The sequence below is a fragment of the Sphingobium sp. BHU LFT2 genome (genome assembly GCF_018604485.1).
Classification (GTDB): Bacteria; Pseudomonadota; Alphaproteobacteria; order Sphingomonadales; family Sphingomonadaceae; genus Sphingobium; species Sphingobium yanoikuyae_A.
Genome location: NZ_JAFCGW010000016.1, coordinates 1 through 26171 on the forward strand (window position 1 = coordinate 1; position 26171 = coordinate 26171).

Genomic DNA, 26171 nt, shown 5'->3' on the forward strand with positions numbered 1-26171 from the left:
AACCTCCGCTACCGGATACCCGCGCTCGGTGATCTGGGCCACCGCATCACGCTTGAACTCATCGCTGAAATTGGGCTTCCCCATCGTCGTCTCCTGTCCTCAAAATTAGGATAGAAGGCGTCCAGAAATCTAGGGGCTACTCAATGATACCCTGCCGCCTTACGTTACATCCTTCGACTTCAAACGGGTGACCATTCAAGGGGCGACTCCCGTTTTTGCTGATCGTCTTCTAGGGTTGGGCTTCGGGAAGATCGCTGACGGTGCCGGATTCGAATTTCGTTGCTCAGGGCCAATGGCATTTGAGGAATTTGCTGCCCTCGCAGCAAAGCTTCGCGACATGGAGTTAGCTTTCAGCGCGGGGCCAGGTTGTGGTCGCCTAGCGAAGTTATGAACGACCTCCGGGACCGAGGGCTATGCCGCGGTTCTTACACGCAAATCTCATGGACCGGGCCGGAGCAATGGAGCCTGCAAACTTGCTGATTGACGTCTGCTATTCATAGTAAATCAGAGTCAGCCCAAGGTCTATTTCTGGTCGTCATCCACCTTTCCGGATTAGCCGATTTACCAGCCACCGAACCGCCAGCCCTGTGATGAGCGCAACCGCAGCGGATGGCAGCATGATGTGCGACCAAAAGCCCTTACCGCATGGAATATCAGGTGCGCAGTCACCCAAGCCCTCCACCATTAAGAGGATGGTGAAGATCGGGAGGGTGATGAGCAACGACATGCCGCAGCCCCACTTGCCACCCCGCGTCCCTCCCCCCCCGGCATCTGCCGTCATCCATCCATCGATATTACCCAGCGAACGAATGTCCGCTAGTGGCATCAAAAAATCGACCTATGAGCGGCAATAGATGGTCGTCAGCCGTCAAAGCGCGACGCCGACATCGCGACCATCACCCCCGCGCCACCCCGCCCCTATCCGCACGCCACCTTTCTCCCTATCTACTCCTCATGCACCGCCTGTTCGTCGCCATCCGTCCGCCCGCCACGATCCGCAGCCAGCTTCTGGCCCAGATGGCCGGCGTTTCCGGCGCGCGCTGGCAGGATGATGGCCAGTTGCACCTGACCCTGCGCTTCATCGGGGAAGTGGATCGCCATCTGGCGGACGATATTGCCGATGCGCTCGCCGGCGTCCGCTTCACGCCGTTCGCCATCGCGCTCGCCGGCACGGGCTATTTCGACCGGCGCGGCGTGGTCGACACCTTATGGGCCGGAGTGCAGCCGCGCGATCCGCTCGCCCATCTTCACGCCAAGGTGGATCGCGCCTGCATATCGGCCGGCATCGCGCCCGAAGCCCGCGCCTATCTGCCGCACATCACCCTCGCCCGCTTCAGCCGGCACGGCGGCGACATCGCGCCCTTCCTGGCGCTGCACGCCGGCCTTGCATCGCCTGCCTTCACCGTGGACGAATTCAGCCTCTATGAAAGCCGGCTCGGCCATGCCGGCTCCAGCTATCATGCGGTCGAAACCTATCGCGCAGGCGGTCATCCCGGCGTCCGCGACGATTGACGCGGACGCCGGGAGCCAGACTTAGCCGACGCTCAGCACGCCACAGGCAACGCGGCCGCCCGCATTACCGGTCGGGTCGCTCTTGTAGTCGTCGGCCTGGGCATGGATCACGATGGCCGCGCCATCGGCATCCAGCAGCGGCGTCGCGCCGTCGCTGATCGTGCCGCCCGGCACCACATATTCGATCTCGCCGCTGCCATCGGGCTTGGCCTGCATGTTGGGCATGTCGCCCATATGCATGCCCTGCGGATTATCCTTGCCATGCTGGTGGCTGGTCGGGTTCCAATGGCCACCCGCGCTGGTGAAGTCCGGCCCCGTGCAGACGCCGGTGGTGTGGATATGCACCGCATGGATGCCCGGCGTCAGCCCCTGCGCCTTGACCACGACATGCAGGCCATCGCCTGCCTGGGTCACCACGGCGGTGCCGCGCGCGCTGCCATCGCCAGCGGCCAGCTTGGCCTTGGCGGTCGGCGCGGCAGGCGCGCTCTGGCTGGTCGCGGCACAGGCCGTCACGGCAGCGAGCAGAGGCAGGGCAAGGAACAGGGCGGCGGTCTTCATGGCAAACTCCCGATCACGGAAACAACTGCGCGAACGCGGCAGACGCGTCTTTGTTGCCGATCCGATCCGGTTTGTCATGACCCTTCTGCATATCGTTCGCAATAAAAGCAGGGAGATAGCATGGCATCCATGCTGACGCCCCTCCTTCACCGACCCAAAGGGCTGTCCGGAGGCAATAGCCTGAGATCGCGATGTGTCGCATGTCAGGCCCCAGCCCGGTAGCAATCCAGATCGCAGCGTTATCGGTTCGCCCCGGCAAATAGCTGGCCGGCCATGAGCGCAGACATGATCAACCGCCCATGCGCCGATCGTCTACGCTGCCCAGCACATGACATGCCGGACATATATCCGTTCCACCCGGATCGCGACAGACTGCAACGCACGACAGGTCAGCGCCCGACAGCCCAGCGCGCGCGACGCAGGACAAGAAAAAGGGGCCGATCTTGCGACCGGCCCCTCTTCATATTCCATCCCGAAGGACGGAAATTTCTTACTGACCCGAACCCGGACCGTAGCTGATTTCCACGCGACGGTTCTGGACTTCGCGAACGCCGTCCGCGGTGTCGACGCGTGGCTTCGATTCACCGAAGGCCTGGGTGGTCATCACGCCGTCAGGGATACCCTTCGAGGCGAGATAAGCCTTGGCGGCGTCAGCGCGACGCTGCGACAGACCAACGTTGTACGAGGCTGCGCCCGAACGGTCAGCGTGACCGGCCAGCATGACCTGAGCGTTGCCGCAAGCGCTGTAGGCCGAAACCGCGTTGTCCAGAATGGTGGCGGCGTCAGGCGTGATGTCCGACTTGTCCCATTCGAAGAAGACAATGTACGGCCCAGGCGAGCATTCCGGCGCCGGCGGGGGCGGCGGAGGCGGCGGCGGGGGCGGCGGGGGCGGCGGGGGCGGCGGGGGCGGCGGAGCAGGCTCAGCCGGAGCGCCGAAGTTGTAAGTCAGGCCGAGCAGCAGGCTGTGCGTACGCAGCTTGGTGCTGGCTTCCGAACCGGCGGGGCCACCGATGGTGGTGTAGGCCGGGATCAGCTTGATGTCGTCCTGGTTGAAGAAGCGATACTTCAGCGAGACGTCGACATTGTTGGTGACCGGGTAACGCACGCCGGCGATCGCCTGCCAGGCGAAACCGGTGTCGCTGTCGTTCACCAGGTCGTTAGCCAGCTTGCCACGCGACACGCCGACACCGCCGCCGACGAAGCCCTGCAGGCCGTCATCGGGACCGAAGTCGAGCAGGCCGTTCAGCATGAACGAGAGGGCCGAGGCCGCACCGCCGAAGCCGCTATCGTCGAGGTCGACCTTGGCGCGCTTGTAGGCAGCTTCGGCTTCGAGGCGGAAGCCGCCGAAGTCGTAGCCGATATTGGCGTCGAAATCATAACCCTTATGGTAGTCAGCCGCCACGGTGTTGCTGGCTACGGTACCGTTACCGGGGGTGAAGGTGATGTCCTGATCTTCAACGATCATTACGCCGGCGTCGACGCCGACATACCAGCTGTTGTCGCGCGCCAAGGCCGGGGTGGCCAGGGCACTGGTCGCAAGCGCAGCCGCGAGGGCAAGCTTCCGCATTTGAATTCCCCTTTCAAAAGTGTCACGAAGGACTGCTGAAACCATGTATCGGCAAGAAGGTTTCATGGCAAGTCCACAATTCGTGAAACCGTTGCAAAAATAACGCAGTAGGGACATCCCCCAGGCTCGCCTCCAAGCTAATACCTACCCCTCTCCATGAAAAGATCGCCGATACTCCAGAATTACATGGAGATCAGGCCATGAGCCTGCAAAGCGGCCAATATCGCGGCAATTGCGCCACGACTCTCGCTATCGACGGTCGTTCCACCGGTTGGCCCGGTGATCGCGGGCTGGCGCGCGCCGACAATTTGCTGGCCGGCGACATAAAATCCTTCGCTGCGCACCGCATCATCCCGCCATGCCGTACCGTCATGCACCATGGCATGGCCGCGATCCGCCACCGCCAGCCGCAATCCGGCCTTCGGCGCAACGAAGCGCCAGCCCCCATCCGTCCAGCCAGCGACATGCGCCTCCCGCCCGGCCCAGGCTCCGCTCGCCCCCGCCGCCACGATCCAGCATTGCCCGGCAACCGGTGCCATCGGCGGCACAGCCAGGTCGGCGCTCTCCGCCACCCCGTGCAGCAGCATGTCGATCCGTGCCAGCGCTTCATTATGCATGTTTTCCTTCTGCGCCTGCCCGGCATGGAGCAGCGGCAGCGCCCAGCGATCGCTCGTCTCGTTCATCATCCTCGCCTCCTCACAGCAGCATCTCGATGATCCCGGCCCGGCCGAGCGCCCGCGTGCCGACCTGCCGCACGTCCATGGTCAGCGGCCCGCTCACGCCATCCATCGCGATCATCGCCGCAGCATAGGTCCAGCCCGGCTCCCCCACTTCGGCCCGCCGCACCAGCCGATCGCCCTCCAGCACCCGCAGTTCATAGCGCTCGCTTTCCTCGGCCAGCGGCACATCCCCACCGCTGGTCCAGCGCCATCCCGCCCGGCTGCGCCGGGTCCAGCCGATCCGCCATCCGCCTGCCCCGTCCGGCTCCGCGTTCAGATGCACCGGCGCCGGCGGCACCAGCGCCGCGCCGCTGATCGTGATTTCCGCCGTCGCGGGTTCCACGTCCCCGATGCCGATCGCCAGCAGGTGCATCGCCGCGCCGATATCCCCCTCCATGGCCGCCACCGCCAGCGGATCGACCAGCCGATCCGCCTCGATCAGCAGGAAGGGCGTGCCAGCCTCCTGCCCTGCAATCGCCCATTCGGTGCCGCGCAGCCCGCGCCGCAGTGCCTCCAGCCGATAACTGGCCGGCCCGGTCCGCACTGCCCGGCCGAACTGGACCAGTTCCTGCCCCACCAGGCACAGATTGCGCCCCTGCGCTAACGCCGCGCCGTCCGCGCTCGCCAGTTCCATATCCTCCGCCAGCAATGTCACCGACAGGCTGTTCACCATGTCGAGCAGCAGCGTGCTGCCCGGCGGCAAGGCGGCATCGATCTGCCCCATCACCGCGCGCGGCGCCGTCCGCCCGATCGGCTCTGCGGTCCCGCCCGCATCCAGCGCATAGAGCGCCGCGCTGCGCCAGCCCGGCCCGCCGCTCGCCGCCGCCGCCAGTTGCGGCCCGTTCGCCACCCCGTCGGTCAGGCACGGCAGGTCCGCCAGCATCAGCCGGGTGGGGCCGTGCGGCGCATCCACCTGCCGCACGATCTGGCCCGACGACACGCTGCCCGGCGCACGCCCGCCCGCCCCCGCCAGCCGCCGCAGCGCCAGCCGCACCGCCATCGCCTCCCATTCCCGCTCCTCGATCCGCCACAGCCCCGGCGCATCGGCCAGCGCCACGATCATCCCCGGCTCCAGTTCCAGCGCCCGCCAGTCGCCGCGCACCATCATCCGGTCGCGCCCGGCCCAGATGCCGTCCAGCCTTTGCCGCGCCAGCGATCGCGCCGCCCCACCGCTCAGCACCGCCGGCAGTTCGATCCCGCGCTCGATCCGCCCCGGCCCCGGCCGTGTCACCCGCTGCACCCCGGCCTGATAATCGCGCGCTGGATCATGATGCCGCACCGACAGCGCCAGCGCGACGCTGTCCGCGCCCGCACCGGAACGCTCGACCGGATCGATCGCCCGGCCATTGATCCGGCGGCACCGCGTCGCCGGCTCCAGCAGCGACACCGCCGGCCCGGCCTCGCCCACCAGTTGCCCACCGTCGCCGCACAGCCCCAGCCCATAGGCCTCGACCAGCGGCGCGATCGCTTCGGACAGGTCCGCCCCGCTCGCGGCAAAGCCCTCGACCTCTTCGGCCGCCGCGCACCCCATCTGCCCTTCGCTCAGCGCGCCAACGATCGCATCAATCGTCACCGCGCCAGCATCCGCCTCCACCTCGAAGGTCAGCGATGGAATGCGATTGCCATAATCGGACAGCAGCAGATCCTCGAACACCACATAGGCGATGCCGCGATGCGCCGGCGTCACGCCCGATCCTTGCGCCGACGCGATCAGCGGGTCGGGCGCCTGATCCTCGCCCCCATCATGCAGGCGGAACGCCCCCAACTGCGTCTTGAAATCGCCCGCCGCCCCGCGCAGCAGATTGCCGTCGGCCCAGACCCGCCCGATCGATCGCACGCCCCGTGCCGACAGCGCGACCGCAAAACTCGCCGAATAGCTGTAGCTCGTGCTGCTCCCCTGCCCCTTGCCACCGCCGCTTTTCGTGCGGACCTCGCGCAGGTCGGTCGCCCAGATCACCGTGCCCGCCACCCGCATCGTGCCGAACAGCCGGGGCATCTGCGTGCCATAGCTCGACGTCTGCAATTGCAGGTCGCTCAACCGCGTGCCTTCGCGCCCCTTGGTCTTGAACAGCACCTCCCGGTCCAGCACATTGCCGATCAGCCCGCCGATCGCGCCGCCGATCGGCCCGCCCAGCGCCGTCCCCACCGCGGTCAGCACCATCGTCGCCATAGCTCTCCCTCCCCCTTCACGCCCGCCAGATGCGCAGCACCGGCCAGGGCGGTGCGCCCGGCGTCTCCACCACCCGCCGCAGCCCGGCATGGGCATGGACGAATCCGCCCGGCACCAGGATCAGCAGATGCTGGTGCAGCGCGCCCGGCCGCACCAGCATCATGTCGCCCACCGCCCCGGCCCTCACCGGCCGCAAACCCGCCGCCTGCGCCCAGTCATCCGCCCGCCGGTCATCGCCAAAGCGCAGCCCATAATCACCCGGCATCATCGGCGCGTATCCCGCCGCCCGCATCGCCGCCCCGACCAGCCCGACACAGTCCAGCCCCAGCGCCGGATCGCGCCCCTGCAGCCGGAACGGCACGCCCACCAGCGCCCGCGCCGCCGCCGCGATCGCTGCTCCGCTCATCCACCGGGATAGCGGGTCAACAGGTCGGTGCCCGGCAGATAGGGTTCGCCCCGGAAATTGACCGCATTGCCAAAGCGCGCCGCGCAACTCGCCAACTGCCGGTCGCACCCCTGCGTCAACAGCGCCAGCGTCCCCGGCTCCACGCCAAAGGGCGGCGGATCGGCCAGCCGCAGCGTGCCTTCATCATTGTCGACCACCGCCTGGACGATCCCGGCATTGGCGCCGGTCAGCCAGCGGATCATGCCATAGGCATAGATGCCCGGCTCCAGCCCGGCCGCGTCCACCACCATGTCCGTCCCGCCCGTCACCGCCACGATTTGCCGCCGCCCGGCCATCGCCACCCGGCATTGCCGGTCGCCCAGCGTCGCGCGGCAATCCGGCGATGTCGATGGCGCCACCGGCTCGGCCAGCATCGCCGCCGCCGCGCCCACCAATTCGGCGCTGAACGTGCCGCCCTTGCGCGCCACCGCGCCGATCGCCCCGCGCGCGAGCAGCCGCCACAGCACCCCCGGCGCCTCCCACTGGGTCAGCCGCAATTCCAGCGCCGCCCCGTCCCAGCGCCCGGCCATCAGGTCCGCCTCGTTGATCGCATCGGCCACCAGCGCGCCGGCGACATCGCTGTCGCTGCCCTCCAGCCCGATGCTGTTGCGGATCGCCGATGGCGTCATGCCCGGCGCCGCGCGATAACGCAGCCCGTCAATCTCCAGGTCGCGATCATGGCTCGTCAGGCCGATCGCCACCCCGTCGCGCCGTTCCAGCCGCCAGCAAAAGGCCAGCGTGCAAAGCGCCTCCTCCAGTCCCCCGCTCATTCGCGTATCTCCACCAGCGGCACCGACACTGCTTCCCCGGCAGCAAAGGTCGCCCGATTAATCTCCAGCCGATCCTCGGCAAAGCGCACCGGCACATCGAAGCGATAGCCGGCGGTGATCAGCGCGCCGTCACCGGGCGCCGCATCGAACGCGATCACCCCCAGCCCGACATGCTGCCAGCCATCGGCCTGCTCCACCCCGTCGATCGCCACCCGGATCGTGCCCGCCACCGGCCGGGTAATGCGCCGCGCCTGCGCATCCGCGCCGCCGCCATAATGACGCATCAACGGAAAGTCGGTCGTCACCCCGTCGCCGCTGCCCAGCCGCTGGTCCAGCGGCCCCGGCGCCATGCCCGGCGGCCCGCTCCGGTCGTCATAGGGATCGGTGAAGCGAAAGCCGCGCGCCGCCCCGCGCCTTGCCCGGAAGAAGGCGATCAGGTCGGCAATGTCCGCGTCGGACCGCACCCCTGGCCCGGCGTCGAAGGACAGGCGGGCGTCGGCCCAGTCGCTGCTGCGCCGCTCATGCCCCGACGGGCTTTCGGCCACCTGCGTCGAAAATGCCGGCGCCACGCTTGCCTCTCGCCCGATCGCGATCGGAAAGCGCACATCGTCAAAGGCCTGCATCGCATCCTCCCCATCCAGTCTGAAACAGGTAAAGCCGTCGCGCGCGACCTGAGGCAGCGCCCAGATATAGGTCGCCGCCGTGCCGCGCCCGACCGACGCCTGCGCCGCCGCCGCGATGGCGCGCCACTGGTCGGCCTGCTCGGGCAACAGCACGAAGCCGGAAAAATAATGCTGCGCCTCGACCGGATAGCCCAGCCGGGCGGTCGCCATAGCGACGCCCCTGTCGGTCATCCGCGGCCGCCCTTGCGTCACCCAGTCATAATCTTCCAGTTGCAGCACATCGAACGCCGGCGCTGCCCAGCCGACCGGCATGTTCGCCCGCTTGGCTTCGGGCGCCAGCGGGTCCAGCACGGTCGGCAGATAGGCCAGAAGATGCGTCACTGCGTCCGGCGCCAATGCCCGGACCGCCGCGCACAGCGCCGCCGTCGACGCCGCCAGCAAAGCCCCCGCCTCATCCAGCAGGTCGCATTGCGCCGCGCTCAGCGTGCCGCGCACGTCCGGGATCGACACCGGGCTCCCGCCCAGCGCCGCCCGCGCCGCATCGTCATAGATGCAGATCCGCCCATCCCCCGGCATCACCCACCACCAGGGTTCGCCGACCTGAAACAGGATCGGAATCTCCGCGTCCAGGCTAATGGAAACAAAGGCGCCCGCCACCGCCTGCAAATAGCCCATCGCCCCGCCATGGGCTGGCGACAACAAAGTCGATGGCGGCGACCAGCCGGTCAGCGCCGGGTCGCCATTTTCCGCCCGCTGCTTCCAGTCGTTCCAGCAATGGGCGTCGAACAATTCATAGGATAAAGACCAGATGATCCCCAGCCCCATCGCCTTGGCCCGCCGCGCAAAGTCCGCATGCCAGGCAGCACAGGGGGCATTGAGCACCCCGCCGGCCAGGCTGACATAAAGGCCCGCGCCCAGCCGTTCGAGCCGGAAATAATGGCTCATCCCGACATAATGGTTGATCGCCCCGCGATAGCCCAGCGCATGGATCGCCGCGACCAGCCGCTCGGGCGTCTGGTTGAAACAATCGTCATAGCCGGTCGCCATGCTGAGCCCATGCTCCGGCAGCATGACGTCACCCGCCGCCAGCACCGATCCCGCCCCGTCGCAGGCGATGTCGCTCAGTTCCGCCCAACCCTCGACCGGCGCGGCAAAGCCGGTATCGCCCGCATCATAAGCGGGCGGCACCAGCGAAATGAACATCCGGTCGACGTCGCCGGCCCAGACCGGATCGCTATCGTCGGGCAGCCGAAACCCGCCCTCCAGCGCAGCAAAATCCAGCATGATCTCGGCATCTTCCGGCCCGCCGCTGGCATAGTTCCACAGCCGCACATACCAGGCGCGCGGGGCACCATCGGCATCGCGCCCCTCGATCGTCAGCGTCGGCCCGTGCGTCTCGTCCAGCCGCCGCAGTCCGCCACTGCGCCAGCGGAAACGTAGCACGCACTGCCGGAAATCCCGCGCCGTCTCATAGGCCAGCAGGGGATGGCTCCACTGGTCCGCCGCGTCCCAGATCAGCCCCGCCAGATCACCGGAGCCGTAGAAGACCGCATCCACCCGCAGGCCCTGTCCTGAGCCTGTCGAAGGGGTGTCAGGCCCGATCGTCACCACGCTCGCCATCATCGGCCGGGGGAAATTCACCGTCCACCACATCGGATCGAACCGCTTGATGAAGCGGCTCTCCTGTCCGCCCCCATGTGCCGGGCCTCCGTCGGCCAGCCAATAATCGATCCCGCTCATTGCAGCGCCCCCCGCACCGCCCGCGCCACCTGCCGCGCGCTCCGCGCCAGCAGCCGCGCCTCGCTCTCGTTCCCACGCCCCTGCACCGCGATGTTCACCCGCACGTCGCGCCCGCCGCCACCGCCCGGCACCACCTGCCCGCTCGCCGTCGGCACGAAGAGTTCCGGCCCGCGTTCGCCCACCATATAGGCACGTCCCGGCGCCACCGGCCCGCCGGTCGCCCGCCCCGGTAGGCCCAGCGCGCTGGTCAGCAGCGACGCGCCCAGTTGCACCAGCCCGCCCCCGCTGCCACCGCCCACGGCCGATCGCAGCGAACTCGCCGCAATCTCGTCCAGCACCGACAAAGCGATCCGCCGCAGATCCTCGAAGCCGAACTTGCCCGTCCGCACCGCGCGCAACAGCCCCTGCTCGATCCGCCGCCCGGCCCGGTCGGCGCCATCGCCCAGCGGCCCTTCCAGCCCCGCGCGCATCGCCTCGACATCGCGGGCCAGCCCCTGCGTATCGGCCCGCACCCGCACCACCAATGTCTCGATGTCCTCGTCCATCCCTCGGCCCCTTCTCCTTGGAAAAGCCCCTCCCCTTCAGGGGAGGGGTTTGGGGTGGGGGCTATCCGGCAAGGCCGACATCAGCCTACGCACCGCCCCAACCTCCGTTCGTTTCAAGCGAAGTCGAGAAACGGGAAAAGCCGCTCCCGCCGCTTCTCGACACGCTCGAAGCGAACGGATCTTCTGCATTTGAAGTCAGTCCGGCATCGCCTGCATCAGCCGCGCCAGCGCGCCCGCATCCACCCCGTCGACCGGCGCGTCATCGCCGCGCATCGCCGCCAGCACGGCGCGCAGTTCCGCCGGGGTGGCGCGCCAGAACTCGTCCGGCCGCCACCCCAGCAGCCAGCCGGCGATCCCCGCCAGCCGCCCCGCCCCTTCCGCGAAGCGCGTCATCGCCCCGCCAATATCTGTTGCAGGATTGCCTTCAGCACCGGCGTCGCCCGCGCGAGGCCCGCCGCCAGCAGCGCCTCGCCCAGCGCCTCCCGGCTCAGCACTTCGCGATCAACCAGGCAATGCCAGAACAGCCCGACCAGTTCGGCCAGCGTCAGCTTCCCGTCTGCCGCCCGCTCGACCAGCGCGAACAGCGGCCCCAGTTCCTCCTCCGCCGCCACCAAAGCGGCAAAGCTCGGCCGCAGCGCCAGCGTCTCGCCGCCCAGGTCCAGCGCCGCTTCCCCCCGCACGGGGTTTACCGCCCCGCCGCTCATTCGCTCACCACCGCGCCGCTGCTTTCCAGGCTCAGCGCATAGTTGCGCTCGCCATTATAGTCGCCGGCATAGTCGAGCCGCGTCACCAGGAAGCGGCCGCGCATCCGCTCGCCGCTCTCGAAACTCAGCTCATAATCTTCGATCGTGCCGGCCAGCGCATGGTTGCGCACCCGGATTTCGGCCGCCGATCCGGTGAAGATGCCGGCCGCCGACACGCTGACCGACCGCACCCCCGCGCCCGACAGCAGCTCGCGCCATCCGCCCGAATCCTTGCTGGTGATGTTGACCGCCTCGCCATTCACCGACAGCTGGGTGGTGCGCATTCCGGCCACCGTCTCATATGTTGCCGGGACGTTGCCATTTCCCACCTTCAACAGAAACGCACTTCCTTTTTCGACGCCCATGGCGCATTCTCCCGTCAGACAAAGCGTTCTAAAACGCGGATTAAAGGAGAGGTCTGATGCTCGTGGTTGCTCCCCTTCTGATGATGCTCGCGGCCGCGCCGTCGGCCGACGCCATCGGCGCCGCCCGCAAGGCTTTTGCCGGCTGCCTCTCGGCCCAGGTCCAGCCCTCGCTCGACAAGAAGGTGCCGCTCGGCGAATTTCAGGGTCAGTTGAAGACGACCTGCGCCGACAAGGAAGCGGCTTTCCGCGCCGCGATCCTCGCGCAGGACAAGGCCGACGGCATGTCGGACAAGGATGCGCAGGCCGATGCCGACGATCAGGTGTCCGAATATGTCGACAAGATCATCGGCGAATATGAGGAATATAATAAGCCCGGCACCTGATCAGGCGCCGATAGCCTCGCGCACCACGCGAATGCGGTAATCCGCCACCGCCAGCCAGCCGCCTTCGCCCCGCGCGCCCGTCCGGGCGATCCGCGACCGCAACAGGCTGGCGGTGACGATGCGCCAGCCGCTCGCCTGCGCCAGACGGATGACCGGGTCGATCCGCGCCAGCAGCTCGCCCAGCCGCCCAGCCGTCTCCGCCATGTCATGCAGGCTGATCGACAGGCGCAGCTCGCGCCCCTCGACATCCTTCGCGCCCCAGTCGCTGCCCAGGCATTCGCCGACCACGCCATAGGGCGCGCTCGCCCGCGCCGGCATGCCGTCGAACAGGCCGTTCAGCCGATCCATCAGGCCGCTGTCGGCCTTCAGCGCCGCGATCACCGCGCTGCGTATCGCCACCTCCGCGCTCATGTCCTGCTCCTTCCCGCCTCGCGCAGGCTGAGGTCCGCCATCCAGCGCGCCTTCAGCCCCGGCGCCGACGCCCGCACCGCCTCGCCCTCGATCGCCGCCGCCACGCCCTGCGCGTCCAGCGCATCAACAATCGCGGCCCGCCGCCGCGCCGCCCGTTCCTCCATCCGCCGCGTCAGTGTCACCCGCATGACATCGCCGGTCATGAGAGCCGCATCCTTCGCCACGGCCGCCACAGCGCGCTCACCACTGCCGGCGGCGCCGCGCCCTCGTCGCCCCGCGCGACGAAATGCTCGGCTGCCAGCCGCATGATCCCCTGGCGCAGCGGCTCGGCGACGCCATTCAGGTCCGTCGCCATCCCCGCCTGATAGTCCACCGCCAGCCGGTTCCCCGGCCGCACCGCCCGTACCCAGCCATCGCCCGACGCATCGATGTCGATCGCATAGGCCTCGACCGGCAGCGGCGTGACTGCCCCCGCATCGTCCACCGCCGCAACCGCACCGATCGCCACCACCGGCCGCGCCGCCAGCCGATGCCAGCGCCCATCCGCCGGCACCGTCTCGCGCGCGCCCCGCCGGATCAGCCACTGGCCGACAAATTGCTCGCACAGCGCCGCCGCACTCCGCAGCAGCCCGGCCAGCACCGCATCCTCGCCATCGCTCTCGATCCTCAGATAGGCTTTCAGCTCCGCCATCGACGCCGCCAGCCCCGCTCCATTGTCCGCTTCCGCCAGCATCAGCGCTCCTCCACCCGAAAGCCGATCGACCGCTCATCCACCTGCCCGTCGGACAGGGTGACGCGATTGGTCAGGCGATAGACATGGCCGGCAATCCCGCCGCCCAGCCGCACGCTGCTGCGCTGGTTCTCGAACGCGTTCGCCTCGACGGCCATGCCGCCCGCCTCTACCGGCGCCACGCTCCATGCGCTGGCGACGATCACCTGCCCGGCCAGATAGGCGGACCAGTCGATGCCATGGTCGATCCGCGCCTGCGGATCCTTGATGTTCAGCCTCATGCCCTGTCGCTCCCCCTGTTGGCCTCCGGCCGCTCGGTCCGCGGCGGCGCCGGCACCCGTGCGCTTTGTCCCGGCCGCATCCCCGCCGCCCATGCCCCGTCCCAGCGCACCACAACGCCGCGCACATCGCCCAGCACCACCGCGCCCAATGCCTCACCCGCCAGCATCGCCGCCTCCCGACACCAGCGCCTCGATCCGGTCGATCCGCCGCCGCTGCCACGCCGCCTCCAGCGCCAGACACTCCTCGTAGCGCAGCCCCCAGCGCTCCCCCGCTGCCCGCGCCAACCGGATCAGCACGCCTTCCGCGTCGCGCTCTTCCGCCTCGGCCGGCCAGGCGTCGTGGCACAACAGCCCCAGCCGCACCGCCGCCCCATCACCGATCCGCGCATCGATCGCATCGCGCACCGCCTGTGCCACCAGCCCGACATGCCAGCGCGCATCCGCGCCCTTGGCCGCCACCGCATCGACGAAGCGGAACTGGCGCCATTGCACATCGCCCCAGGCGTCCAGCAGCGTATCGGGCACCGCGCCGACATCGCATTTGGCCCGCGCATCCGACGTATTGATCGTCCCGCTCGCGGCATGGAGGACCGACCAGCGCTGGCTCGGCAGGCCCATCGTGCGCGCATTGTCGGTCAGCGGCGCCACATGGCCGTCGAACAGGCTGTTGCCGCTCGACCGCTGGACCTGCCACGCCGCGCCGATCGCCGTGCCGCTGTCGTCATGACGGTGCAGCACCAGGTCGGACCCGGCATTGCTGCCGCTTTCGGCCGCGTTCGACTTGCGCAGCGTCCAGCGCAGTCCGGTCCCGCTGCGCAGGCTGATGCCGGCATATTGGCCGGCCGCGCTGTCGATCGTCAGGGCCGCCGCTGCCGCGCCCTGGGCCAGCCCCAGTGCGCTCAGGCCGGTGACACTGCCGCCGCTGATCTGGGCATTGGCGCTGGTCAGGCCCGGCGCGCTCACCCCGCTCGCCGACACCGTCATCCAGCTGCCCGTCGACAGATTGGCATTGGCGCCCACGCCAAAGGATGTGCCGTCCCGGTTGCCGATGAACAGCGCCCCGGCCGTCGTGCGAAATTCCATCACCGAATTGATGTTGCTCGTCGTCCGATCCGCCAGGAAGGATGTGGTGCCGCTCCCCTGCCGCGCCACCGTGCCATTGACGCTCAGCCCGCCGGTCATCGTCACCGCCCCGCTGGCCCGCGCAATGCTCAGCGGCGTCGCCTTGTAGCTGCCATTGTCGGCATAGCTGGACAGGATAAAATCGCTGCCGGCATCGCTCCCGCTCTCCGCGCCGCTGCCCCGGCCGATCATCCAGCGTGCGCTCCCCGCCCCGAACGACAGGCCCGCCACTTGGCCCGGATCGGCAAGGATGCTGACCTGGGCGGCGCTCGCCTGGCCCAGCCGGCTCACCCCCAGCGTCGTCAGCCCGGTTGCCGCGCCGCCAGCGATGGCGACATTGTCCGCCGCCTGGGTTGCGATGCTGCCCAGTTCCAGCGCAACCCGCCCGGCCGCGGCATCGGCCCGCTCCAGCCAGCCGCGCCCGAACCCGGTGGTCGCCAGCCCCGCCAGCGCGTCCAGCCCCGCGCTTGCATCCTGCTTGCCCGCCAGCGCATCGCCCAGCCCGTCGATCGCCGCGAGCCCATGGCCATGGCCCTCGACCGCCGCGATCCAGCCGCTGTGCAGCACCAGCCCGACCCGCTTCTCGCCCGGCGCGAAACTGACCGCCCCGCCCCCGGCCGAGGACGCCATCGGTTCGCGCACCAACCGCCCCTCGCCATCCAGCGTGCCGCTGCCCGCCTCCCACGCCGCCGGATCATCCACCCCGACGATCATGTAGGGAAAGCGCGCGCCCGCCCCCAGCGCATCGGCAAAGGCGCGGTAGCCCGCCAACGCCCCGCCCAGCAGCAATGGCCCGTCGCCGACATCGAAACAGACCTCGCGCACCAGGTCCGCCATCACCCATTCGCTGATCGCCACGCCCCTCTCCCCCCACAAAGCAAAAAAGCCCCTCCCCTTCAGGGGAGGGGTTGGGGTGGGGGCTGTCCCCCACACCCAATACCGTTACGAGGCAGCGAACTTCATCAGCTTGCCGCCGGCTCGTTTACGAGGCGGAAAACTTCATCAACTTGATCGCCTCGCTGTTCGCGACCGCGCCGCCGATCCGCTTGACCGCGTAGAAATGGACGAACGGCTTGTTGCTGAACGGATCGCGCAGGATGCTGGTGTCGCTGCGTTCGGCGATGACATAGCCGGCCTGGAAATTGCCAAAGGCGATCGACAGGCTGTTCGCGGCGATATCGGGCATGTCCTCGGCCTCGACCACCGGATAGCCCAGCAGGGTCGCGGGCTGCCCCGCCGCCAGTCCCGGCTGCCAGATGAAGGCGCCATCGCTGGTCTTCATCTTGCGGATCGCCGCCAGCGTCGCCGAGTTCATCACGAAGCTCGCCCCCTGGCGATAGGGCGCGCGCAGGCTCTGGACCAGGTCAATGAGCTTGTCCTGCGGGTTGGTTGCGGCAAAGCCCCCGGCCGCGCCCGATGCCACATATTGCAGCGATCCGAACGCGCGCACGCTGTCCGCCTCATTGGTGGTGGTATAGGTCAGGAAGCCCTTGGGCTTGTTGGTGCCATTGCCGTTGACGAAGGCCGCCCCCTCGGCTTGCCCGAACTCGCGGGCAATCTCGCCCGCCAGCCAGCCCTCGACATCGAACTGCGCGTCGTCCAGCATCGCCTGGCTCGCCGCCGGATTGGCGTAAAGCTCGCCCGATGGCGGCGCGATCTCGTTGAAGCTCGGCGTGCCCGTCTCGGCCCGCGCGCCGGTTTCACTGGCCCAGCCCGACACGATGCCGCCGGCCGTCACCAGCTTGCGATAGCCCGCCGTCCCGGTCCGCACGACATTGGCGATGCCGCGGATCGGCGAAATGCCTTTCAGCGTCGCCCCGATCAGCTGGTCGATCTCGCGCGGCACCGCATAGCCGCCCGCCGCCCCGCTGGCGCCGGAAAAGCTCTTCAGCTCGACCCCGGCTTCCAGTCCCTGCCGCAGATAGCGCTCGACAAAGGCGCCGCGCGCCGGGTCGACCTCGCCGCCCTTCACCCCATCGAGCGCCGGCCGCCCCATCTGCACCCGCATCGCCCCCAGTTGCGCCTCCAGCGCTGCGATCCGCTCGCCCTGCGCCACCGCCTCGAAAGCGCCCTCCAGCCCGTCCGTCACCACTTCCGTCATAACCATCTCCCGCTTGCCAAAACGAAAAAAGGCGGCCCCAATGGGACCGCCCGCCTTTTCCTTCTTCCATTGTGGAAGAAGGATATGAAGCCTCAGCAGCAGCGCTGCCTAAGCGAAGTTGGATGAGGGGAAGACACTTCCCCTGAATGATGAAACGCTCTCGCAAAAGCGCCTAATCCGAATCTCAAGGCGCCATGCAATTTTTCAGTTTTATTCAAGGCGAATTTGCAAAGACCCTGAATGCTTCCACATATCATCAGCGTCTAGCTGCACCCCGGAAAACATGTGCTTCACATATCAGGCAGCTACCGGGGTCTTCCGGCGCTTATCCTTGTTATCCATCATGGTAACGACCACAATAGCCGAACCATCGCTTTGTAGCTTTGCGTGGACCTCTCCACCTTGTGCCTCATAAAGGCGGCGGATTCCTCCAACTGCCTTCGGGGAAACCTTGGTGAAAAATTTCTTGCTCATATCTCTAATCCTTCAATTTCGATGAAGGCTCGTTCGCGGTCCTTAGCATGATCCGGGCTGGTTACGAAATCCTCTATATCCAACGTCTGACCGAAATTTTGGTTGATCCAGCGGGAAATTTTTTCCCACCCATCTTCGGTGCCAATGAACGCGAATATAGCTTCGATTCGTTGAATGTCGGCTGACTCATAATGATCGGTAGACTCATCGACCTCATCGGGATCAAGAACCATGACCTGGGAATTAGGCGTCAATTCGAACAATGGTGTCTTTACATGATCGGTTTTGAACCTCTCGATTAAGATGTTCAGCATCCTTCTTATTGAAATTCTAAACCTAAAAACCAGGAACACTGTCACTGCCGGCCAAGCCATATGGCCTAAAATGTCAGCCCAAGTCTGCGTTGGCGCAGGAATCGTCCAAAGAATTTCGGCGATCCATTTCACGATATAGGGCGCATGTGGTTGGCTCATAAAAAATCATTATGCGCTTACGCAGCCGTCTGCCAATAGTGATCCGATAGCGGTCGTTAAATTCGCTTCCCATTTCATCTCGCCGACATCAAACACTCAACCTTTGCTCCACCCCGATCACCCGCGCCAGCGGCTGCATCGGGTGCGTGACCAGACTCACCTCCACCAACTCCAGCGCCAGCAATTCGCGCGGCCCCGCGCCACGCGCTGCCTTCACGCGGTAACCAAAGCTCAGGCCATCGACCGCGCCGGCCGCCAGCATCGCCGCTGCTTCCCGCCCCGCCGCGCTCGCCCGCGACACGCGGCCGATCACCCGCAGGCCGCGCCGGTCCTCGCGCGCCATCTCGATCCGGCCGATCGGCGCGCCGGGCCGATGCTGCCACAGCAGCGGCACCTGCGCCGCCGTCACCGCGCCGAATGCGCCCGGCCGCACCACATCGCCGCCCCGGTCCACCCGGTCGAAGATCGCGGCATAGCCGGCAAAGCGCAGCGCGCCCGCATCCTCCCGCCCGCTCATCCCTTCACCAGCCCGATGAGGCCCATCTTCACCGCCATCCCCAGCAGCACCAGCGCCATCACGATCCGCACCGCCCAGCCGATCGCCGCCCCGCGTGCCGCCTTCTTCGCGTCGCGCCAGGCGCGCAGCAGTTCGCGCAATTCCCGCATGTCGGCCTCGGCCCGCCGGTCCTCCAGCCCCAGCCGCGCCAGCGCCCGCCCGGCACCCAATTCGCTCGCCTCCTCGATCAGCGCCCGGATCATGACGATATCCATCGGTGCGCCCTCGGCCTGCGCCACCAGCCGCGCCAGCATCTCCTCTTTCATGGTTCCGCCTTCCCTTGGGCGCCGCGCGCCCCTATCTGGGCCCGCATGAAGCGTACCCCTCGCAAATTGCTGATCGCCCTCGTCATCCTCGCGCTCGGCCTGATCGCCTGGCATTTCGGCCTGTTCCGCGCCGGCGACTGCCTGTTGCAGGGCGGCAGCTGGAACATGGACAACAGCTTCTGCCGTCTCGACAGCCTCGCCCAGCCGATATGAGGCGCGCGCTGCTCGGCGCACTGCTGGTCCTGATCGCCGCCGCCCTCTGCCTCTGGCAAAGCGACTGGCTCGCCCAGGATCGCTGCCTCGACAGCGGCGGCCGCTGGACCGCACAGGGCAGTTGCCAGCGCTAGAAGAAAGACAAACAAGGTTCACGCGGAGCCGCGAAGACGCGGAGAAGAGAAAAGGCCGCCGCAGGCGGCAGCACAAAAATCTCCGCGCCTCCGCGTCTCCGCGCGAACCTCAAATCCCCAGCATCGCCTTCTTCTCCTCGGCGGTCAGGAAGTCCGCCCCCGCCACCCGCTCCCACAGCGCCGCGCGCTCGTCCGACAGCGCCGGCACCGCGTCGAGGTCGGGCGCCAGGCTCAGCCCCGGCCACCAGCCCTGCAATCCCTGCGCCAGTCCCGCGCCGATCTTCCCGACCAGCGGCAAGATCGTCTGCCGCCACAGCGCCTTGTTCGCCTCGCGATAATTGGCATAGCTATTGTCACCCGGCAGGCCCATCAGCATCGGCGGCACGCCAAAGGCCAGCGCGATCTCGCGCGCCGCCGCGGCCTTCAATCCCACAAAGTCCATCTCGGCCGGCGACAGGCTCATCGCCCGCCAGTCGAGCCCGCCCTCCAGCAGCATCGGCCGCCCGGCATTGGCCGCGCCGCTGAACGCCGCCTCCATCTCGCGCCGCACCCGCTCAAACTGTTCCGGGCTCAGCACCGATCCGTCGCCCGGCGCATAGACCATCGCGCCCGAAGGCCGCGCCGCATTGTCGAGCAGCGCCTTGTTCCACACCGTGGCGGCATTGTGGATCGCCACCGCCCCCGCCGCCGCGCCGACGCAGCCCAGGCCATAATGATCGTCGAGCGGATGGAGCGCGCGGATATGGAGCAGGCTGGTCCGCCCGGCGCCATCCTCGGGCGACAGCCGGGTCACGCTCTCGCCCACGCGATAGAGATAGGCGGCGGGCCAGCCGCGCGCATCCGCCTCCACGCTCACCCGCTCGGGTCGCAGCGCGAACAGCTCGGCCGGCATCCCGTCCGCGCCCGCAATCACCTGGACATAGCCATTGCCATGCAGCAGCACATGGCTCGCCAGCGTCTCGATGAGGCCCTGCCCCGCCGACGCCCGCGCCACCAGCGCCCCGATCCGCGCCGCCGCCGCACCATCCACCCCGCCGACCTTCAACGCGCACGCCCCGGCCCCTTCGGACACCAGCCGCATCGCCCGCTGCGCCACCGGATTGCCGATCACCCCGGCGCGCAGTTGCGCCTCATAGCTGGCCGGCCATTCGCCCAGCGCCACCGCGCCCGATCCCCAGGCCCGCGCCAGTACCGGCCGCCCGGCTTCCAGGGCCGCCGCCTTCGTTCCAAACCATTTCATCCGAACATCCCCCTATGCAAAAAATCCTCGCCCCTTCGGGGAGAGGATAGTGGAGGTAGGCAGCGCCCAGCCGCCTACCGAAACTTGGAGAGGGGCGCGCCCTTGCGGACCGGCCCGCCCAAAATATTGCCACCCTGTTTCCAGCGCCGCCCCACCCTGCTAATCAGTCGCAATATCCAAGCCAGAGACCTGCCCTGATGACCGCGCCCTCGCCCCTCCTGTCCCAGACCGCCGACCAGATGCGCGCGCAGCTCGCCGCCTCGCCGGAAGCCGCCGCCGCGCTGATCCGCGCCGGCGCGCAGGCCGGCCTGCCCGACGCCCAGGCCTATTATGGCCAGCTGCTGCTCGACGGTCAGGGCATCGCCGCCGACCCGGCCGAAGCCTTCCGCCAGTTCGGCCTCGCCGCCGCCTCGGGCCATGTGATGGCGATCAACATGGTCGGCCGCTGCCATGAAAAGGGCTGGGGCACGCCGGTCGATCCGGTCGCGGCCGCCGCCTGCTATCGCCGCGCAGCCGAAGCTGGCCTCGACTGGGGCATGTATAATTGGGGCAGCGCGCTCGGCCTCGGCGCGGGCGTGGCCCAGGATGAACAGGCGGCGCTCGGCTGGTTCCAGAAGGCTGCCGCCCTCGGCCATGCCAAGTCGATCAATTTCCTCGGCGCCTTTCATGAGGAAGGCCGCCTCCTCCCCCGCGACATGGACCGCGCGGCCCTATGCTATCGCATCGCGGCGGAAGGCGGCGATTTTCGCGGTCAGTTCAACCATGGCCGGCTGCTGGCCGACGCCGGCGACATCGCCGCCGCCACCCACTGGATGCAGACCGCCGCGACCAGCGCCACCCCCGCCTTCCGCACCATGATGCGCGACCATCTCGCCGCCTCGCCCCACGCCGCCCTGCGCGCGCTGGCCGCCGATCTCTGACCATATCCACAAAAAAGGGCGCGGAAATCCGCGCCCCTTTCGTCCGGCCTCACGCCCGGATCATCTGTTCCGCCGCAGCACCTCGTCGCAGCGGGAATTGGTGCCTGATCCCTTGCCGATCAGCCGCCCCGCCGCCGCGCCACCGGCGCCGGCCAGCACCGTCTCGCCCACGCCGCCGCCGGCGATGATGCTCGCGCCCGCGCCCACGCCCGCGCCGATCGCGGTGCCCTTGTCGCGGCCCTTCTTGCCCTGGAGCAGGCAATAGCGCACATCGTCGCGGTCGCGCGGATAGGCCCGCGCGATGCGCGCTCGATCCTTGCTGTTCAGGCTCGCCGCCAGCACCGGGGTTGCGACCATCGTAACAGCGGCCACCGCCGCGATCATCCTGACCATCTTCATGTCCGTCACTCCTGATCGGTGCGAAACGAAGCAGGCGGGTTTCCTGTTCCGGGCCGGCTGCGCCACGCGCCTCCGGCCCCGTCCTTCTTGTTCGCTGCCCCATATAAGGGCCGTCACGGACCGCCGCCTATTGCGGTTAATCCCTATCCGGGCGCCATCAGTCGATGCGCGAGATGAAGTCGGCGGCCGGGCGGCGCACCTTCTTCAGATTGACCAGCCAGTCGCCCTCGTCCGCCCGATAGCCCAGCGGCATCATCACCACCGATCGCAGCCCGCGCGCCCGCAGCTCCAGTATCTCGTCCAGCGCAGCCGGATCGAAGCCCTCCATCGGCGTCGCATCCACCTCTTCAAAGGCGGCGGCGGTCAGCGCGATGCCAAGGCCGACATAGGCCTGGCGCGCGGCATGCTCGAAATTGGTCTGCGCGTCGCGCTGCGGATAGGTGTTCAGCAGCATCTGGCGATAGGCTTCCCAACCCTCGTTGCGGAAACCGCGCTCGTCATTGACCAGGTCGAACATGCCGTTGATCCGGTCGGCGGTATAATTGTCCCAGGCGGCAAAGACGACCAGATGCGACGCGTCGGTCACCTGCGCCTGATCCCAGGCGATCGCCCGGATCTTCCCCCGCAAATCCTTGTTGGTGACGACGATCACCTCGAACTGCTGCAACCCGCTCGACGTCGGCGCCAGCCGCACCGCCTCCAGGATGCGCTCCACCTTGTCCTCGGCCACCACCTTGTCCGGGTTCATCTTCTTGGTGGCATAACGCCAGTTCAGACGGTCGATCAGCATGAGAAATCCTTATATTGCAACGGCGCCAGCCTAAGCCCGGCCCATGACGCTTCGATGTAGCGCCCACCGCCCCAGGAATAAAGGTCTCACATTGAAACCAAATATTGCCCCGCCCATCCATGGCCTTTCGCCGGAAAGCCCCCCCTATCCTCCCTCTTCGTCATCCCGGACCCTTCGGCAGGCTCAGGACAGGCTTGATCCGGGATCCATTCAGCGCTCGCGCTCGGGCATAGCGCAGAATGGATCCTGACTTTCGTCAGGATGACGCTGACAGGATTGGCAATAGGTCGCTGACGGTCGCAACCGCGAAGCCCCACAATTCGCCATCAGTCTGCGTCAGGTGCCGGCATCAGCATGATGGACAAGATCATGGCGCAAAACGCCAAGGCCAATATCAGGCCGACTATCATCTGCTGCCGCACGGCGCGTTGATGGTCGTTTGAGACCGGATAAGTGATTGCCCTGGCCCCCAGAACAATGGCGGCGTCAGGCGCGGCAAAGAACAAAATGTCCCCCTTGGAAGCCGGCAGATTCGCAAGAGGTGAGAAAAACAGGCTGACGTTGAGCATCAGAGCAATCAAAAACGCGATCTTAGGCCATCGTTGCCCCGGATAATCGGCTCCCACCTGGATAACGAAGTACAGGCAGATGCATGCGCATGCGACCCGAAAAGTAAACGCAAACGGGATGCCAGCAGAATTTTCCAGACCGATCGCAATCGTCGCAAATGCGACGATGCTGACCAGGACCAAACAGAAGCGCAACAATCCGGATTTCAATGTTCGCCCTCACAGTCTCCGCGTCCGATGTCCGATGCATCAAAAGTCATCAGCCCGCAATCCACCGCCCCGCTCCCTCCCCTCAAAGCCCCCTGACCCGCGCCTCGCCCTTTGTCCCCAGCATCAGTTCGCTCAGCCCCCACACCAGCGCATCCGCCCGGTCCGGCGAACGCCCTGGCCCGACATAACCGCCCCCCGCCAGCAGCCCGCACATCTGGTCCTCCAGCTCCGGGAAAGCCCCGCGATGCGCCACCCGCCCGGCCTCATAGAGCGCCGCCACCGGTTCGGCCCGCGCCGCCTTGCCCCGGCTGGCATGGACCAGCCGCAGCGGCAGCGCCTCCTGCGCCGCGCGCAGCACGCTCGCCACCATGTCGCCGCCATTATTGGCCTCGGCCACCACCCGGTCGGCGCCATGGCCCTGCGCCGCCTGCGCTACCGCCCGCGCCCAGCCTTCGGGCGAGCAGCCCGCCACGCTCGCGTCGGCGATCACATAGCCGCGCCCGTCCCCGCCGAGGGCGACCACGACGATGCCGCACGCATCGCCGCCGGCCGTCGCCGGCGGATCGACCGCCACCACCACCCGCGCCAGCGCGCCCGGCACATGCCGCACCCGGCACGCCTCCAGCGCCGCGCGGGTCCACAGCGCCCCTTCCGCCTCCTCGATCAGCTCGCCATCCAGTTCCTGCCGCCCCAGCCGCGTGCCACCATAAAGCCGCGTCACATCCGCGACGAAGCCCGCCGCCAGATGCGCCGCATTGTCCGCCGTCCGCCCCCGCGTCAGCACCACATCGGCGCCATCTCTTGCCACCAGCGCCCGCACCAGCGGCACCGGGCGCGGCGTCGTCGTCACCACCACGCGCGGATCATGCCCCAGCCGCATCGCCATCATCATATTGTCCCAGGCCGCCTGCCCGCCCGGCCATTTGCCGATCTCGTCGGCCCAGCCATGGCTGAACTGCGGCCCGCGCAGGCTTTCCGGCTCCGCCGCGCCGAACAGCCGCGCCTGCGCGCCATTGGGCCAGGTCAGCGTGCGCAGCGCCGGGGCATAGGCCGGCCTTGCCCACCAGGGCGCCACCGCCAGCAGGCCGCTCGCCCCCTCCACCATCACGCTGCGCGCCTCGCCCAGGGTCGCGCCGACCAGCGCGATCCGCGCCTCGGGATCGCCCTCGGCAATGGCGCGCACCCATTCCGCCCCGGCCCGCGTCTTGCCGAAACCGCGCCCCGCCATCATCAGCCAGATGCGCCAGTCGCCCGCCGGCGCCAGTTGCGCCGGCCGCGCCAGGAAATGCCAGTCCCGCCCCAGCCGCTCGGCCGCATCGTCGCTCAGCCAGCGCGCCAGTTCGGGCCAGGCCGCCGCCTGCTCGACCCAGTCGCAATCGGCCATCTGCATCCCCGCCCCCTCCGCTTCTTCGTCATTCCCGCGAAGGCGGGAATCCATCTCCCGACCATGCCTCACGCAGGAGCCGGCATTATGCAGCCGCCCGCCCCCCCAAACAGCGCGCAACAAAAAAGGCCGCCCGCAGGCGGCCTTTCCCAAACTCCGCGCGCCTCCGCGCGAACCACCAAATCCTACTTACGCGGCGCCATCCCGCCAAAGGTCACCAGGCTCTCCGCCCCGTCCTTGGCCACCGCCGCGACACCGATGAAATGATCGTCGACCACGATATCCTTCAGCACCGTCTGCGTGCCGCCGGTCACGACCCGGCTGTCGCTCCAGTCCTGCTTGTCCGCGCGCCGCCAATAGACCTTGTAGCTGACTGCCCCCGGCACCGCGTCCCAGAACACCCGCGTGTCCATCGACAGCGCGCCATCGAGCGACACCGTCGCCGGCGCCGCCGGCGCATCGGCCAGTCGCCGCAAGGTCGCGACATTGAGCGCCGTCACCTTCGCCAGATAGGGAAAGTCCATGCCGTCGACCGTGTCGCCATAGACCCGGCCATTTTCGGTGCGCAGGTCCTGATGCTGCCGGTCATAATTCTCGATCCCCACCGAAAAGCGCACCGCCGGAAAGCCCAGGTCCAGGAAGGGCGAATGGTCGCCGCCGCGCCCGAACCGGTCGAACCGCCGCACCGCCAGCACTTCCAGCCCGATCTTCGGGTCTGCCTGCGCGATGCCGTCGATCGCCTTGGCCAGCGCCCGCGACGGGCCGTCATCCTCGCCGCCGATCGCCCGGCGCGTCAGGTTCGCCTTGGCATCGTCCCCCGCGCGAATGCCTTCGGAAAACACCCGCACCCGGTCGGCTACCACCTGGCCATTCTGCCCCACCGTATTGCCGACAATATCATTGTTCAGCATCGCCCGCACATGCCAGCCGCGCGCCTTGGCCGTGCTGGCAAGCAGCTTGCCGCCCCACAGCCCCTGCTCCTCGCCCGACAGCAGCGCATAGACGATCGTGCCGTTATATTTCTGCCCGGCCAGCACCCGCGCCGCCTCGATCACCAGCGCCGTGCCCGACGCATTGTCATTGGCGCCCGGCGCATCGCTGCTGATGTTCATCACATCGGTCACGCGACTGTCGATATGGCCGGCGACGATCACCACCTCATTGGGATCACCGCTCCCCTTCTGGATCGCCAGCACATCGACCACCTCGACGCCGTCAGGCGCGCGCGGCCCGGTGAAGCGATCCGCCACCGTCTCGACGGTCAGACAGCCGCCACAGCCCTTGCCGATCTTCTCGAACTCGGCCTTGCCCCAGGCCCGCGCCGCACCGATCCCGCGCCTGGGGTCGGTCGCGCTCGACAGCGTATGCCGCGTGCCGAAGCTCACCAGCCTCTCCACGCTCGCCTTCAACCGCGCCGCATCGGGCGCGGCCGGCGCGGCGGGGGCCGCCAGAGCAGGAGTGACAAGGGCCGAAGCGGCGGCGAGCAGGATGATCTTCTTCATGGGGCCAGTGTCTTACCCGCCTGCACCGCCCTGTAAAGCGGCGCGGCCCAACCGATCAGCGCGCGCCGCTTTCTTCCCGCCCGCGCGAAACCATCACCGCCATCAGCGGCAGCACCAGTATCGGCAGCGCCGCCATCGCCTTCGCCACCCATGGATGCGCGACCAGCCATTCCATCATCAGCGCGACCAGCGCCGTCCCGCTCCAGAACAACGTCGCGCACAAGGCCAGGCTGGCAAGGACGATCCCGATCCGCAT

At 67.9% G+C, this 26171-nt stretch carries 33 protein-coding genes; 5 read left to right on the forward strand and 28 right to left on the reverse strand.

The annotated features are described in order from the left end of the window. Window positions 1-954: 954 nt before the first annotated feature. Complete coding sequence (gene thpR / locus JQK15_RS21890; RefSeq protein ID WP_214867886.1) at window positions 955-1512, forward strand: RNA 2',3'-cyclic phosphodiesterase; 558 nt, start codon at window positions 955-957, stop codon at window positions 1510-1512. A gap of 21 nt (window positions 1513-1533) precedes the next feature. On the opposite strand, the gene JQK15_RS21895 is transcribed toward thpR, so the two are convergent. The 11 genes from JQK15_RS21895 to JQK15_RS21945 all read right to left on the reverse strand — a co-directional run bounded on the left by JQK15_RS21895 (window position 1534) and on the right by JQK15_RS21945 (window position 11757). Then, entirely contained in the window at window positions 1534-2070 is a 537-nt protein-coding gene (locus JQK15_RS21895) for a superoxide dismutase family protein (protein ID WP_048939630.1), read from the reverse strand. Between the two features lie 490 nt (window positions 2071-2560). Then, window positions 2561-3637 carry an OmpA family protein gene (locus tag JQK15_RS21900; protein ID WP_010338218.1) on the reverse strand — a complete coding sequence of 359 codons (1077 nt, stop codon included), beginning with the start codon at window positions 3635-3637 and terminating at the stop codon, window positions 2561-2563. Between the two features lie 182 nt (window positions 3638-3819). After that, window positions 3820-4323: a DUF2793 domain-containing protein gene (locus tag JQK15_RS21905; RefSeq protein WP_214867888.1), complete on the reverse strand. Its 504-nt coding sequence runs from the start codon at window positions 4321-4323 to the stop codon at window positions 3820-3822. Between the two features lie 10 nt (window positions 4324-4333). Further along, window positions 4334-6526, reverse strand: a complete 2193-nt coding sequence (locus tag JQK15_RS21910; protein WP_214867890.1) for a phage tail protein — start codon at window positions 6524-6526, stop codon at window positions 4334-4336. A 16-nt stretch (window positions 6527-6542) separates the two neighbouring features. After that, window positions 6543-6932, reverse strand: a complete 390-nt coding sequence (locus JQK15_RS21915; protein WP_214867892.1) for a C40 family peptidase — start codon at window positions 6930-6932, stop codon at window positions 6543-6545. Continuing rightward, a complete protein-coding gene (locus tag JQK15_RS21920; protein WP_214867893.1) occupies window positions 6929-7741 on the reverse strand; it encodes a phage/gene transfer agent baseplate hub protein in 813 nt (270 codons plus the stop codon). The genes JQK15_RS21915 and JQK15_RS21920 overlap by 4 nt, the downstream gene beginning before the upstream one ends. Beyond that, window positions 7738-10104 (reverse strand): DUF2460 domain-containing protein, encoded by a 2367-nt coding sequence (locus tag JQK15_RS21925; protein WP_214867895.1) that lies wholly within the window; start codon window positions 10102-10104, stop codon window positions 7738-7740. The genes JQK15_RS21920 and JQK15_RS21925 overlap by 4 nt, the downstream gene beginning before the upstream one ends. Beyond that, entirely contained in the window at window positions 10101-10649 is a 549-nt protein-coding gene (locus JQK15_RS21930; protein ID WP_214867898.1) for a tail tape measure protein, read from the reverse strand. Before JQK15_RS21930 ends, JQK15_RS21925 begins: the two co-directional genes overlap by 4 nt. Before the next feature lie 195 nt (window positions 10650-10844). Continuing rightward, window positions 10845-11042, reverse strand: a complete 198-nt coding sequence (locus JQK15_RS21935; protein ID WP_214867900.1) for a phage tail assembly chaperone — start codon at window positions 11040-11042, stop codon at window positions 10845-10847. Then, complete coding sequence (locus JQK15_RS21940) at window positions 11039-11353, reverse strand: GTA-gp10 family protein (RefSeq protein WP_214867902.1); 315 nt, start codon at window positions 11351-11353, stop codon at window positions 11039-11041. Before JQK15_RS21940 ends, JQK15_RS21935 begins: the two co-directional genes overlap by 4 nt. Continuing rightward, window positions 11350-11757, reverse strand: coding sequence for a phage tail tube protein (locus tag JQK15_RS21945; RefSeq protein ID WP_004207802.1), 408 nt, complete (start codon window positions 11755-11757; stop codon window positions 11350-11352). The genes JQK15_RS21940 and JQK15_RS21945 overlap by 4 nt, the downstream gene beginning before the upstream one ends. 56 nt (window positions 11758-11813) lie before the next feature. Between JQK15_RS21945 and JQK15_RS21950 the strand changes: the two genes are divergently transcribed. Beyond that, the gene (locus JQK15_RS21950; protein WP_026109343.1) at window positions 11814-12140 is read left to right on the forward strand and encodes a hypothetical protein; all 327 of its coding nucleotides are present in this window, start codon (window positions 11814-11816) and stop codon (window positions 12138-12140) included. Here JQK15_RS21950 and gp17 read toward each other — a convergent pair whose 3' ends face one another. From gp17 to JQK15_RS22000, 10 genes are all read right to left on the reverse strand, one after another. Next, window positions 12141-12551: a tail completion protein gp17 gene (gp17, locus tag JQK15_RS21955; protein WP_159366689.1), complete on the reverse strand. Its 411-nt coding sequence runs from the start codon at window positions 12549-12551 to the stop codon at window positions 12141-12143. It abuts the gene before it with no gap. Continuing rightward, window positions 12548-12754: a hypothetical protein gene (locus JQK15_RS21960; protein ID WP_214867904.1), complete on the reverse strand. Its 207-nt coding sequence runs from the start codon at window positions 12752-12754 to the stop codon at window positions 12548-12550. Before JQK15_RS21960 ends, gp17 begins: the two co-directional genes overlap by 4 nt. Continuing rightward, window positions 12751-13284: a head-tail connector protein gene (locus JQK15_RS21965; RefSeq protein ID WP_214867906.1), complete on the reverse strand. Its 534-nt coding sequence runs from the start codon at window positions 13282-13284 to the stop codon at window positions 12751-12753. The genes JQK15_RS21960 and JQK15_RS21965 overlap by 4 nt, the downstream gene beginning before the upstream one ends. Continuing rightward, on the reverse strand, window positions 13284-13562 hold the full coding sequence (locus JQK15_RS21970) for a phage fiber-tail adaptor protein (protein ID WP_214867909.1): 279 nt from the start codon (window positions 13560-13562) through the stop codon (window positions 13284-13286). Before JQK15_RS21970 ends, JQK15_RS21965 begins: the two co-directional genes overlap by 1 nt. A 153-nt stretch (window positions 13563-13715) precedes the next feature. Beyond that, complete coding sequence (locus tag JQK15_RS27555) at window positions 13716-15542, reverse strand: tail fiber domain-containing protein (protein ID WP_214867911.1); 1827 nt, start codon at window positions 15540-15542, stop codon at window positions 13716-13718. A 124-nt stretch (window positions 15543-15666) separates the two neighbouring features. Then, entirely contained in the window at window positions 15667-16785 is a 1119-nt protein-coding gene (locus JQK15_RS21980) for a phage major capsid protein (RefSeq protein WP_214868048.1), read from the reverse strand. A 297-nt stretch (window positions 16786-17082) separates the two neighbouring features. Then, the gene (locus tag JQK15_RS21985; protein WP_164522533.1) at window positions 17083-17259 is read right to left on the reverse strand and encodes a hypothetical protein; all 177 of its coding nucleotides are present in this window, start codon (window positions 17257-17259) and stop codon (window positions 17083-17085) included. Further along, a complete protein-coding gene (locus JQK15_RS21990; protein ID WP_214867913.1) occupies window positions 17256-17732 on the reverse strand; it encodes a hypothetical protein in 477 nt (158 codons plus the stop codon). Before JQK15_RS21990 ends, JQK15_RS21985 begins: the two co-directional genes overlap by 4 nt. A gap of 88 nt (window positions 17733-17820) precedes the next feature. After that, complete coding sequence (locus JQK15_RS21995) at window positions 17821-18249, reverse strand: HK97 family phage prohead protease (protein WP_214867915.1); 429 nt, start codon at window positions 18247-18249, stop codon at window positions 17821-17823. Beyond that, complete coding sequence (locus JQK15_RS22000; protein WP_136186809.1) at window positions 18246-18554, reverse strand: DUF6127 family protein; 309 nt, start codon at window positions 18552-18554, stop codon at window positions 18246-18248. Before JQK15_RS22000 ends, JQK15_RS21995 begins: the two co-directional genes overlap by 4 nt. 45 nt (window positions 18555-18599) lie before the next feature. On the opposite strand from JQK15_RS22000, the gene JQK15_RS22005 reads away from it, so the two are divergent. Continuing rightward, on the forward strand, window positions 18600-18767 hold the full coding sequence (locus JQK15_RS22005) for a hypothetical protein (protein ID WP_214867917.1): 168 nt from the start codon (window positions 18600-18602) through the stop codon (window positions 18765-18767). After that, a complete protein-coding gene (locus tag JQK15_RS22010; protein WP_170828711.1) occupies window positions 18764-18901 on the forward strand; it encodes a hypothetical protein in 138 nt (45 codons plus the stop codon). The genes JQK15_RS22005 and JQK15_RS22010 overlap by 4 nt, the downstream gene beginning before the upstream one ends. Window positions 18902-19010: 109 nt before the next feature. On the opposite strand, the gene JQK15_RS22015 is transcribed toward JQK15_RS22010, so the two are convergent. Further along, window positions 19011-20141 (reverse strand): phage portal protein, encoded by a 1131-nt coding sequence (locus tag JQK15_RS22015; RefSeq protein ID WP_214867934.1) that lies wholly within the window; start codon window positions 20139-20141, stop codon window positions 19011-19013. Window positions 20142-20338: 197 nt separating this feature from the next. Here JQK15_RS22015 and JQK15_RS22020 point away from each other — a divergent pair, with 197 nt between their 5' ends. Next, the gene (locus JQK15_RS22020; RefSeq protein WP_214867935.1) at window positions 20339-21061 is read left to right on the forward strand and encodes a tetratricopeptide repeat protein; all 723 of its coding nucleotides are present in this window, start codon (window positions 20339-20341) and stop codon (window positions 21059-21061) included. A gap of 60 nt (window positions 21062-21121) precedes the next feature. Here JQK15_RS22020 and JQK15_RS22025 read toward each other — a convergent pair whose 3' ends face one another. The 6 genes from JQK15_RS22025 to JQK15_RS22050 form a co-directional block, all read right to left on the reverse strand. Then, window positions 21122-21460, reverse strand: coding sequence for a hypothetical protein (locus JQK15_RS22025; protein ID WP_010338206.1), 339 nt, complete (start codon window positions 21458-21460; stop codon window positions 21122-21124). Window positions 21461-21617: 157 nt separating this feature from the next. Continuing rightward, the gene (locus JQK15_RS22030) at window positions 21618-22250 is read right to left on the reverse strand and encodes an NAD(P)H-dependent oxidoreductase (RefSeq protein ID WP_214867937.1); all 633 of its coding nucleotides are present in this window, start codon (window positions 22248-22250) and stop codon (window positions 21618-21620) included. A 326-nt stretch (window positions 22251-22576) separates the two neighbouring features. Then, on the reverse strand, window positions 22577-23029 hold the full coding sequence (locus JQK15_RS22035; RefSeq protein ID WP_214867939.1) for a hypothetical protein: 453 nt from the start codon (window positions 23027-23029) through the stop codon (window positions 22577-22579). Window positions 23030-23111: 82 nt separating this feature from the next. Continuing rightward, complete coding sequence (locus JQK15_RS22040) at window positions 23112-24419, reverse strand: DNA-packaging protein (protein ID WP_214867941.1); 1308 nt, start codon at window positions 24417-24419, stop codon at window positions 23112-23114. A 179-nt stretch (window positions 24420-24598) separates the two neighbouring features. After that, window positions 24599-25915, reverse strand: coding sequence for a M28 family peptidase (locus JQK15_RS22045; RefSeq protein ID WP_214867943.1), 1317 nt, complete (start codon window positions 25913-25915; stop codon window positions 24599-24601). Window positions 25916-25970: 55 nt separating this feature from the next. After that, window positions 25971-26171 carry a hypothetical protein gene (locus JQK15_RS22050; RefSeq protein ID WP_251007958.1) on the reverse strand — a complete coding sequence of 67 codons (201 nt, stop codon included), beginning with the start codon at window positions 26169-26171 and terminating at the stop codon, window positions 25971-25973.

Coding starts and splice junctions, on each gene's coding strand:
- thpR (WP_214867886.1), top strand. CDS start 955: ATGCACCGCCTGTTCGTCGCCATCCGTCCGCCCGCCACGATCCGCAGC.
- JQK15_RS21895 (WP_048939630.1), bottom strand. CDS start 2,070: ATGAAGACCGCCGCCCTGTTCCTTGCCCTGCCTCTGCTCGCTGCCGTG.
- JQK15_RS21900 (WP_010338218.1), bottom strand. CDS start 3,637: ATGCGGAAGCTTGCCCTCGCGGCTGCGCTTGCGACCAGTGCCCTGGCC.
- JQK15_RS21905 (WP_214867888.1), bottom strand. CDS start 4,323: ATGATGAACGAGACGAGCGATCGCTGGGCGCTGCCGCTGCTCCATGCC.
- JQK15_RS21910 (WP_214867890.1), bottom strand. CDS start 6,526: ATGGCGACGATGGTGCTGACCGCGGTGGGGACGGCGCTGGGCGGGCCG.
- JQK15_RS21915 (WP_214867892.1), bottom strand. CDS start 6,932: ATGAGCGGAGCAGCGATCGCGGCGGCGGCGCGGGCGCTGGTGGGCGTG.
- JQK15_RS21920 (WP_214867893.1), bottom strand. CDS start 7,741: ATGAGCGGGGGACTGGAGGAGGCGCTTTGCACGCTGGCCTTTTGCTGG.
- JQK15_RS21925 (WP_214867895.1), bottom strand. CDS start 10,104: ATGAGCGGGATCGATTATTGGCTGGCCGACGGAGGCCCGGCACATGGG.
- JQK15_RS21930 (WP_214867898.1), bottom strand. CDS start 10,649: ATGGACGAGGACATCGAGACATTGGTGGTGCGGGTGCGGGCCGATACG.
- JQK15_RS21935 (WP_214867900.1), bottom strand. CDS start 11,042: ATGACGCGCTTCGCGGAAGGGGCGGGGCGGCTGGCGGGGATCGCCGGC.
- JQK15_RS21940 (WP_214867902.1), bottom strand. CDS start 11,353: ATGAGCGGCGGGGCGGTAAACCCCGTGCGGGGGGAAGCGGCGCTGGAC.
- JQK15_RS21945 (WP_004207802.1), bottom strand. CDS start 11,757: ATGGGCGTCGAAAAAGGAAGTGCGTTTCTGTTGAAGGTGGGAAATGGC.
- JQK15_RS21950 (WP_026109343.1), top strand. CDS start 11,814: ATGCTCGTGGTTGCTCCCCTTCTGATGATGCTCGCGGCCGCGCCGTCG.
- gp17 (WP_159366689.1), bottom strand. CDS start 12,551: ATGAGCGCGGAGGTGGCGATACGCAGCGCGGTGATCGCGGCGCTGAAG.
- JQK15_RS21960 (WP_214867904.1), bottom strand. CDS start 12,754: ATGACCGGCGATGTCATGCGGGTGACACTGACGCGGCGGATGGAGGAA.
- JQK15_RS21965 (WP_214867906.1), bottom strand. CDS start 13,284: ATGCTGGCGGAAGCGGACAATGGAGCGGGGCTGGCGGCGTCGATGGCG.
- JQK15_RS21970 (WP_214867909.1), bottom strand. CDS start 13,562: ATGAGGCTGAACATCAAGGATCCGCAGGCGCGGATCGACCATGGCATC.
- JQK15_RS21980 (WP_214868048.1), bottom strand. CDS start 16,785: ATGACGGAAGTGGTGACGGACGGGCTGGAGGGCGCTTTCGAGGCGGTG.
- JQK15_RS21985 (WP_164522533.1), bottom strand. CDS start 17,259: ATGAGCAAGAAATTTTTCACCAAGGTTTCCCCGAAGGCAGTTGGAGGA.
- JQK15_RS21990 (WP_214867913.1), bottom strand. CDS start 17,732: ATGAGCCAACCACATGCGCCCTATATCGTGAAATGGATCGCCGAAATT.
- JQK15_RS21995 (WP_214867915.1), bottom strand. CDS start 18,249: ATGAGCGGGCGGGAGGATGCGGGCGCGCTGCGCTTTGCCGGCTATGCC.
- JQK15_RS22000 (WP_136186809.1), bottom strand. CDS start 18,554: ATGAAAGAGGAGATGCTGGCGCGGCTGGTGGCGCAGGCCGAGGGCGCA.
- JQK15_RS22005 (WP_214867917.1), top strand. CDS start 18,600: ATGAAGCGTACCCCTCGCAAATTGCTGATCGCCCTCGTCATCCTCGCG.
- JQK15_RS22010 (WP_170828711.1), top strand. CDS start 18,764: ATGAGGCGCGCGCTGCTCGGCGCACTGCTGGTCCTGATCGCCGCCGCC.
- JQK15_RS22015 (WP_214867934.1), bottom strand. CDS start 20,141: ATGAAATGGTTTGGAACGAAGGCGGCGGCCCTGGAAGCCGGGCGGCCG.
- JQK15_RS22020 (WP_214867935.1), top strand. CDS start 20,339: ATGACCGCGCCCTCGCCCCTCCTGTCCCAGACCGCCGACCAGATGCGC.
- JQK15_RS22025 (WP_010338206.1), bottom strand. CDS start 21,460: ATGAAGATGGTCAGGATGATCGCGGCGGTGGCCGCTGTTACGATGGTC.
- JQK15_RS22030 (WP_214867937.1), bottom strand. CDS start 22,250: ATGCTGATCGACCGTCTGAACTGGCGTTATGCCACCAAGAAGATGAAC.
- JQK15_RS22040 (WP_214867941.1), bottom strand. CDS start 24,419: ATGCAGATGGCCGATTGCGACTGGGTCGAGCAGGCGGCGGCCTGGCCC.
- JQK15_RS22045 (WP_214867943.1), bottom strand. CDS start 25,915: ATGAAGAAGATCATCCTGCTCGCCGCCGCTTCGGCCCTTGTCACTCCT.
- JQK15_RS22050 (WP_251007958.1), bottom strand. CDS start 26,171: ATGCGGATCGGGATCGTCCTTGCCAGCCTGGCCTTGTGCGCGACGTTG.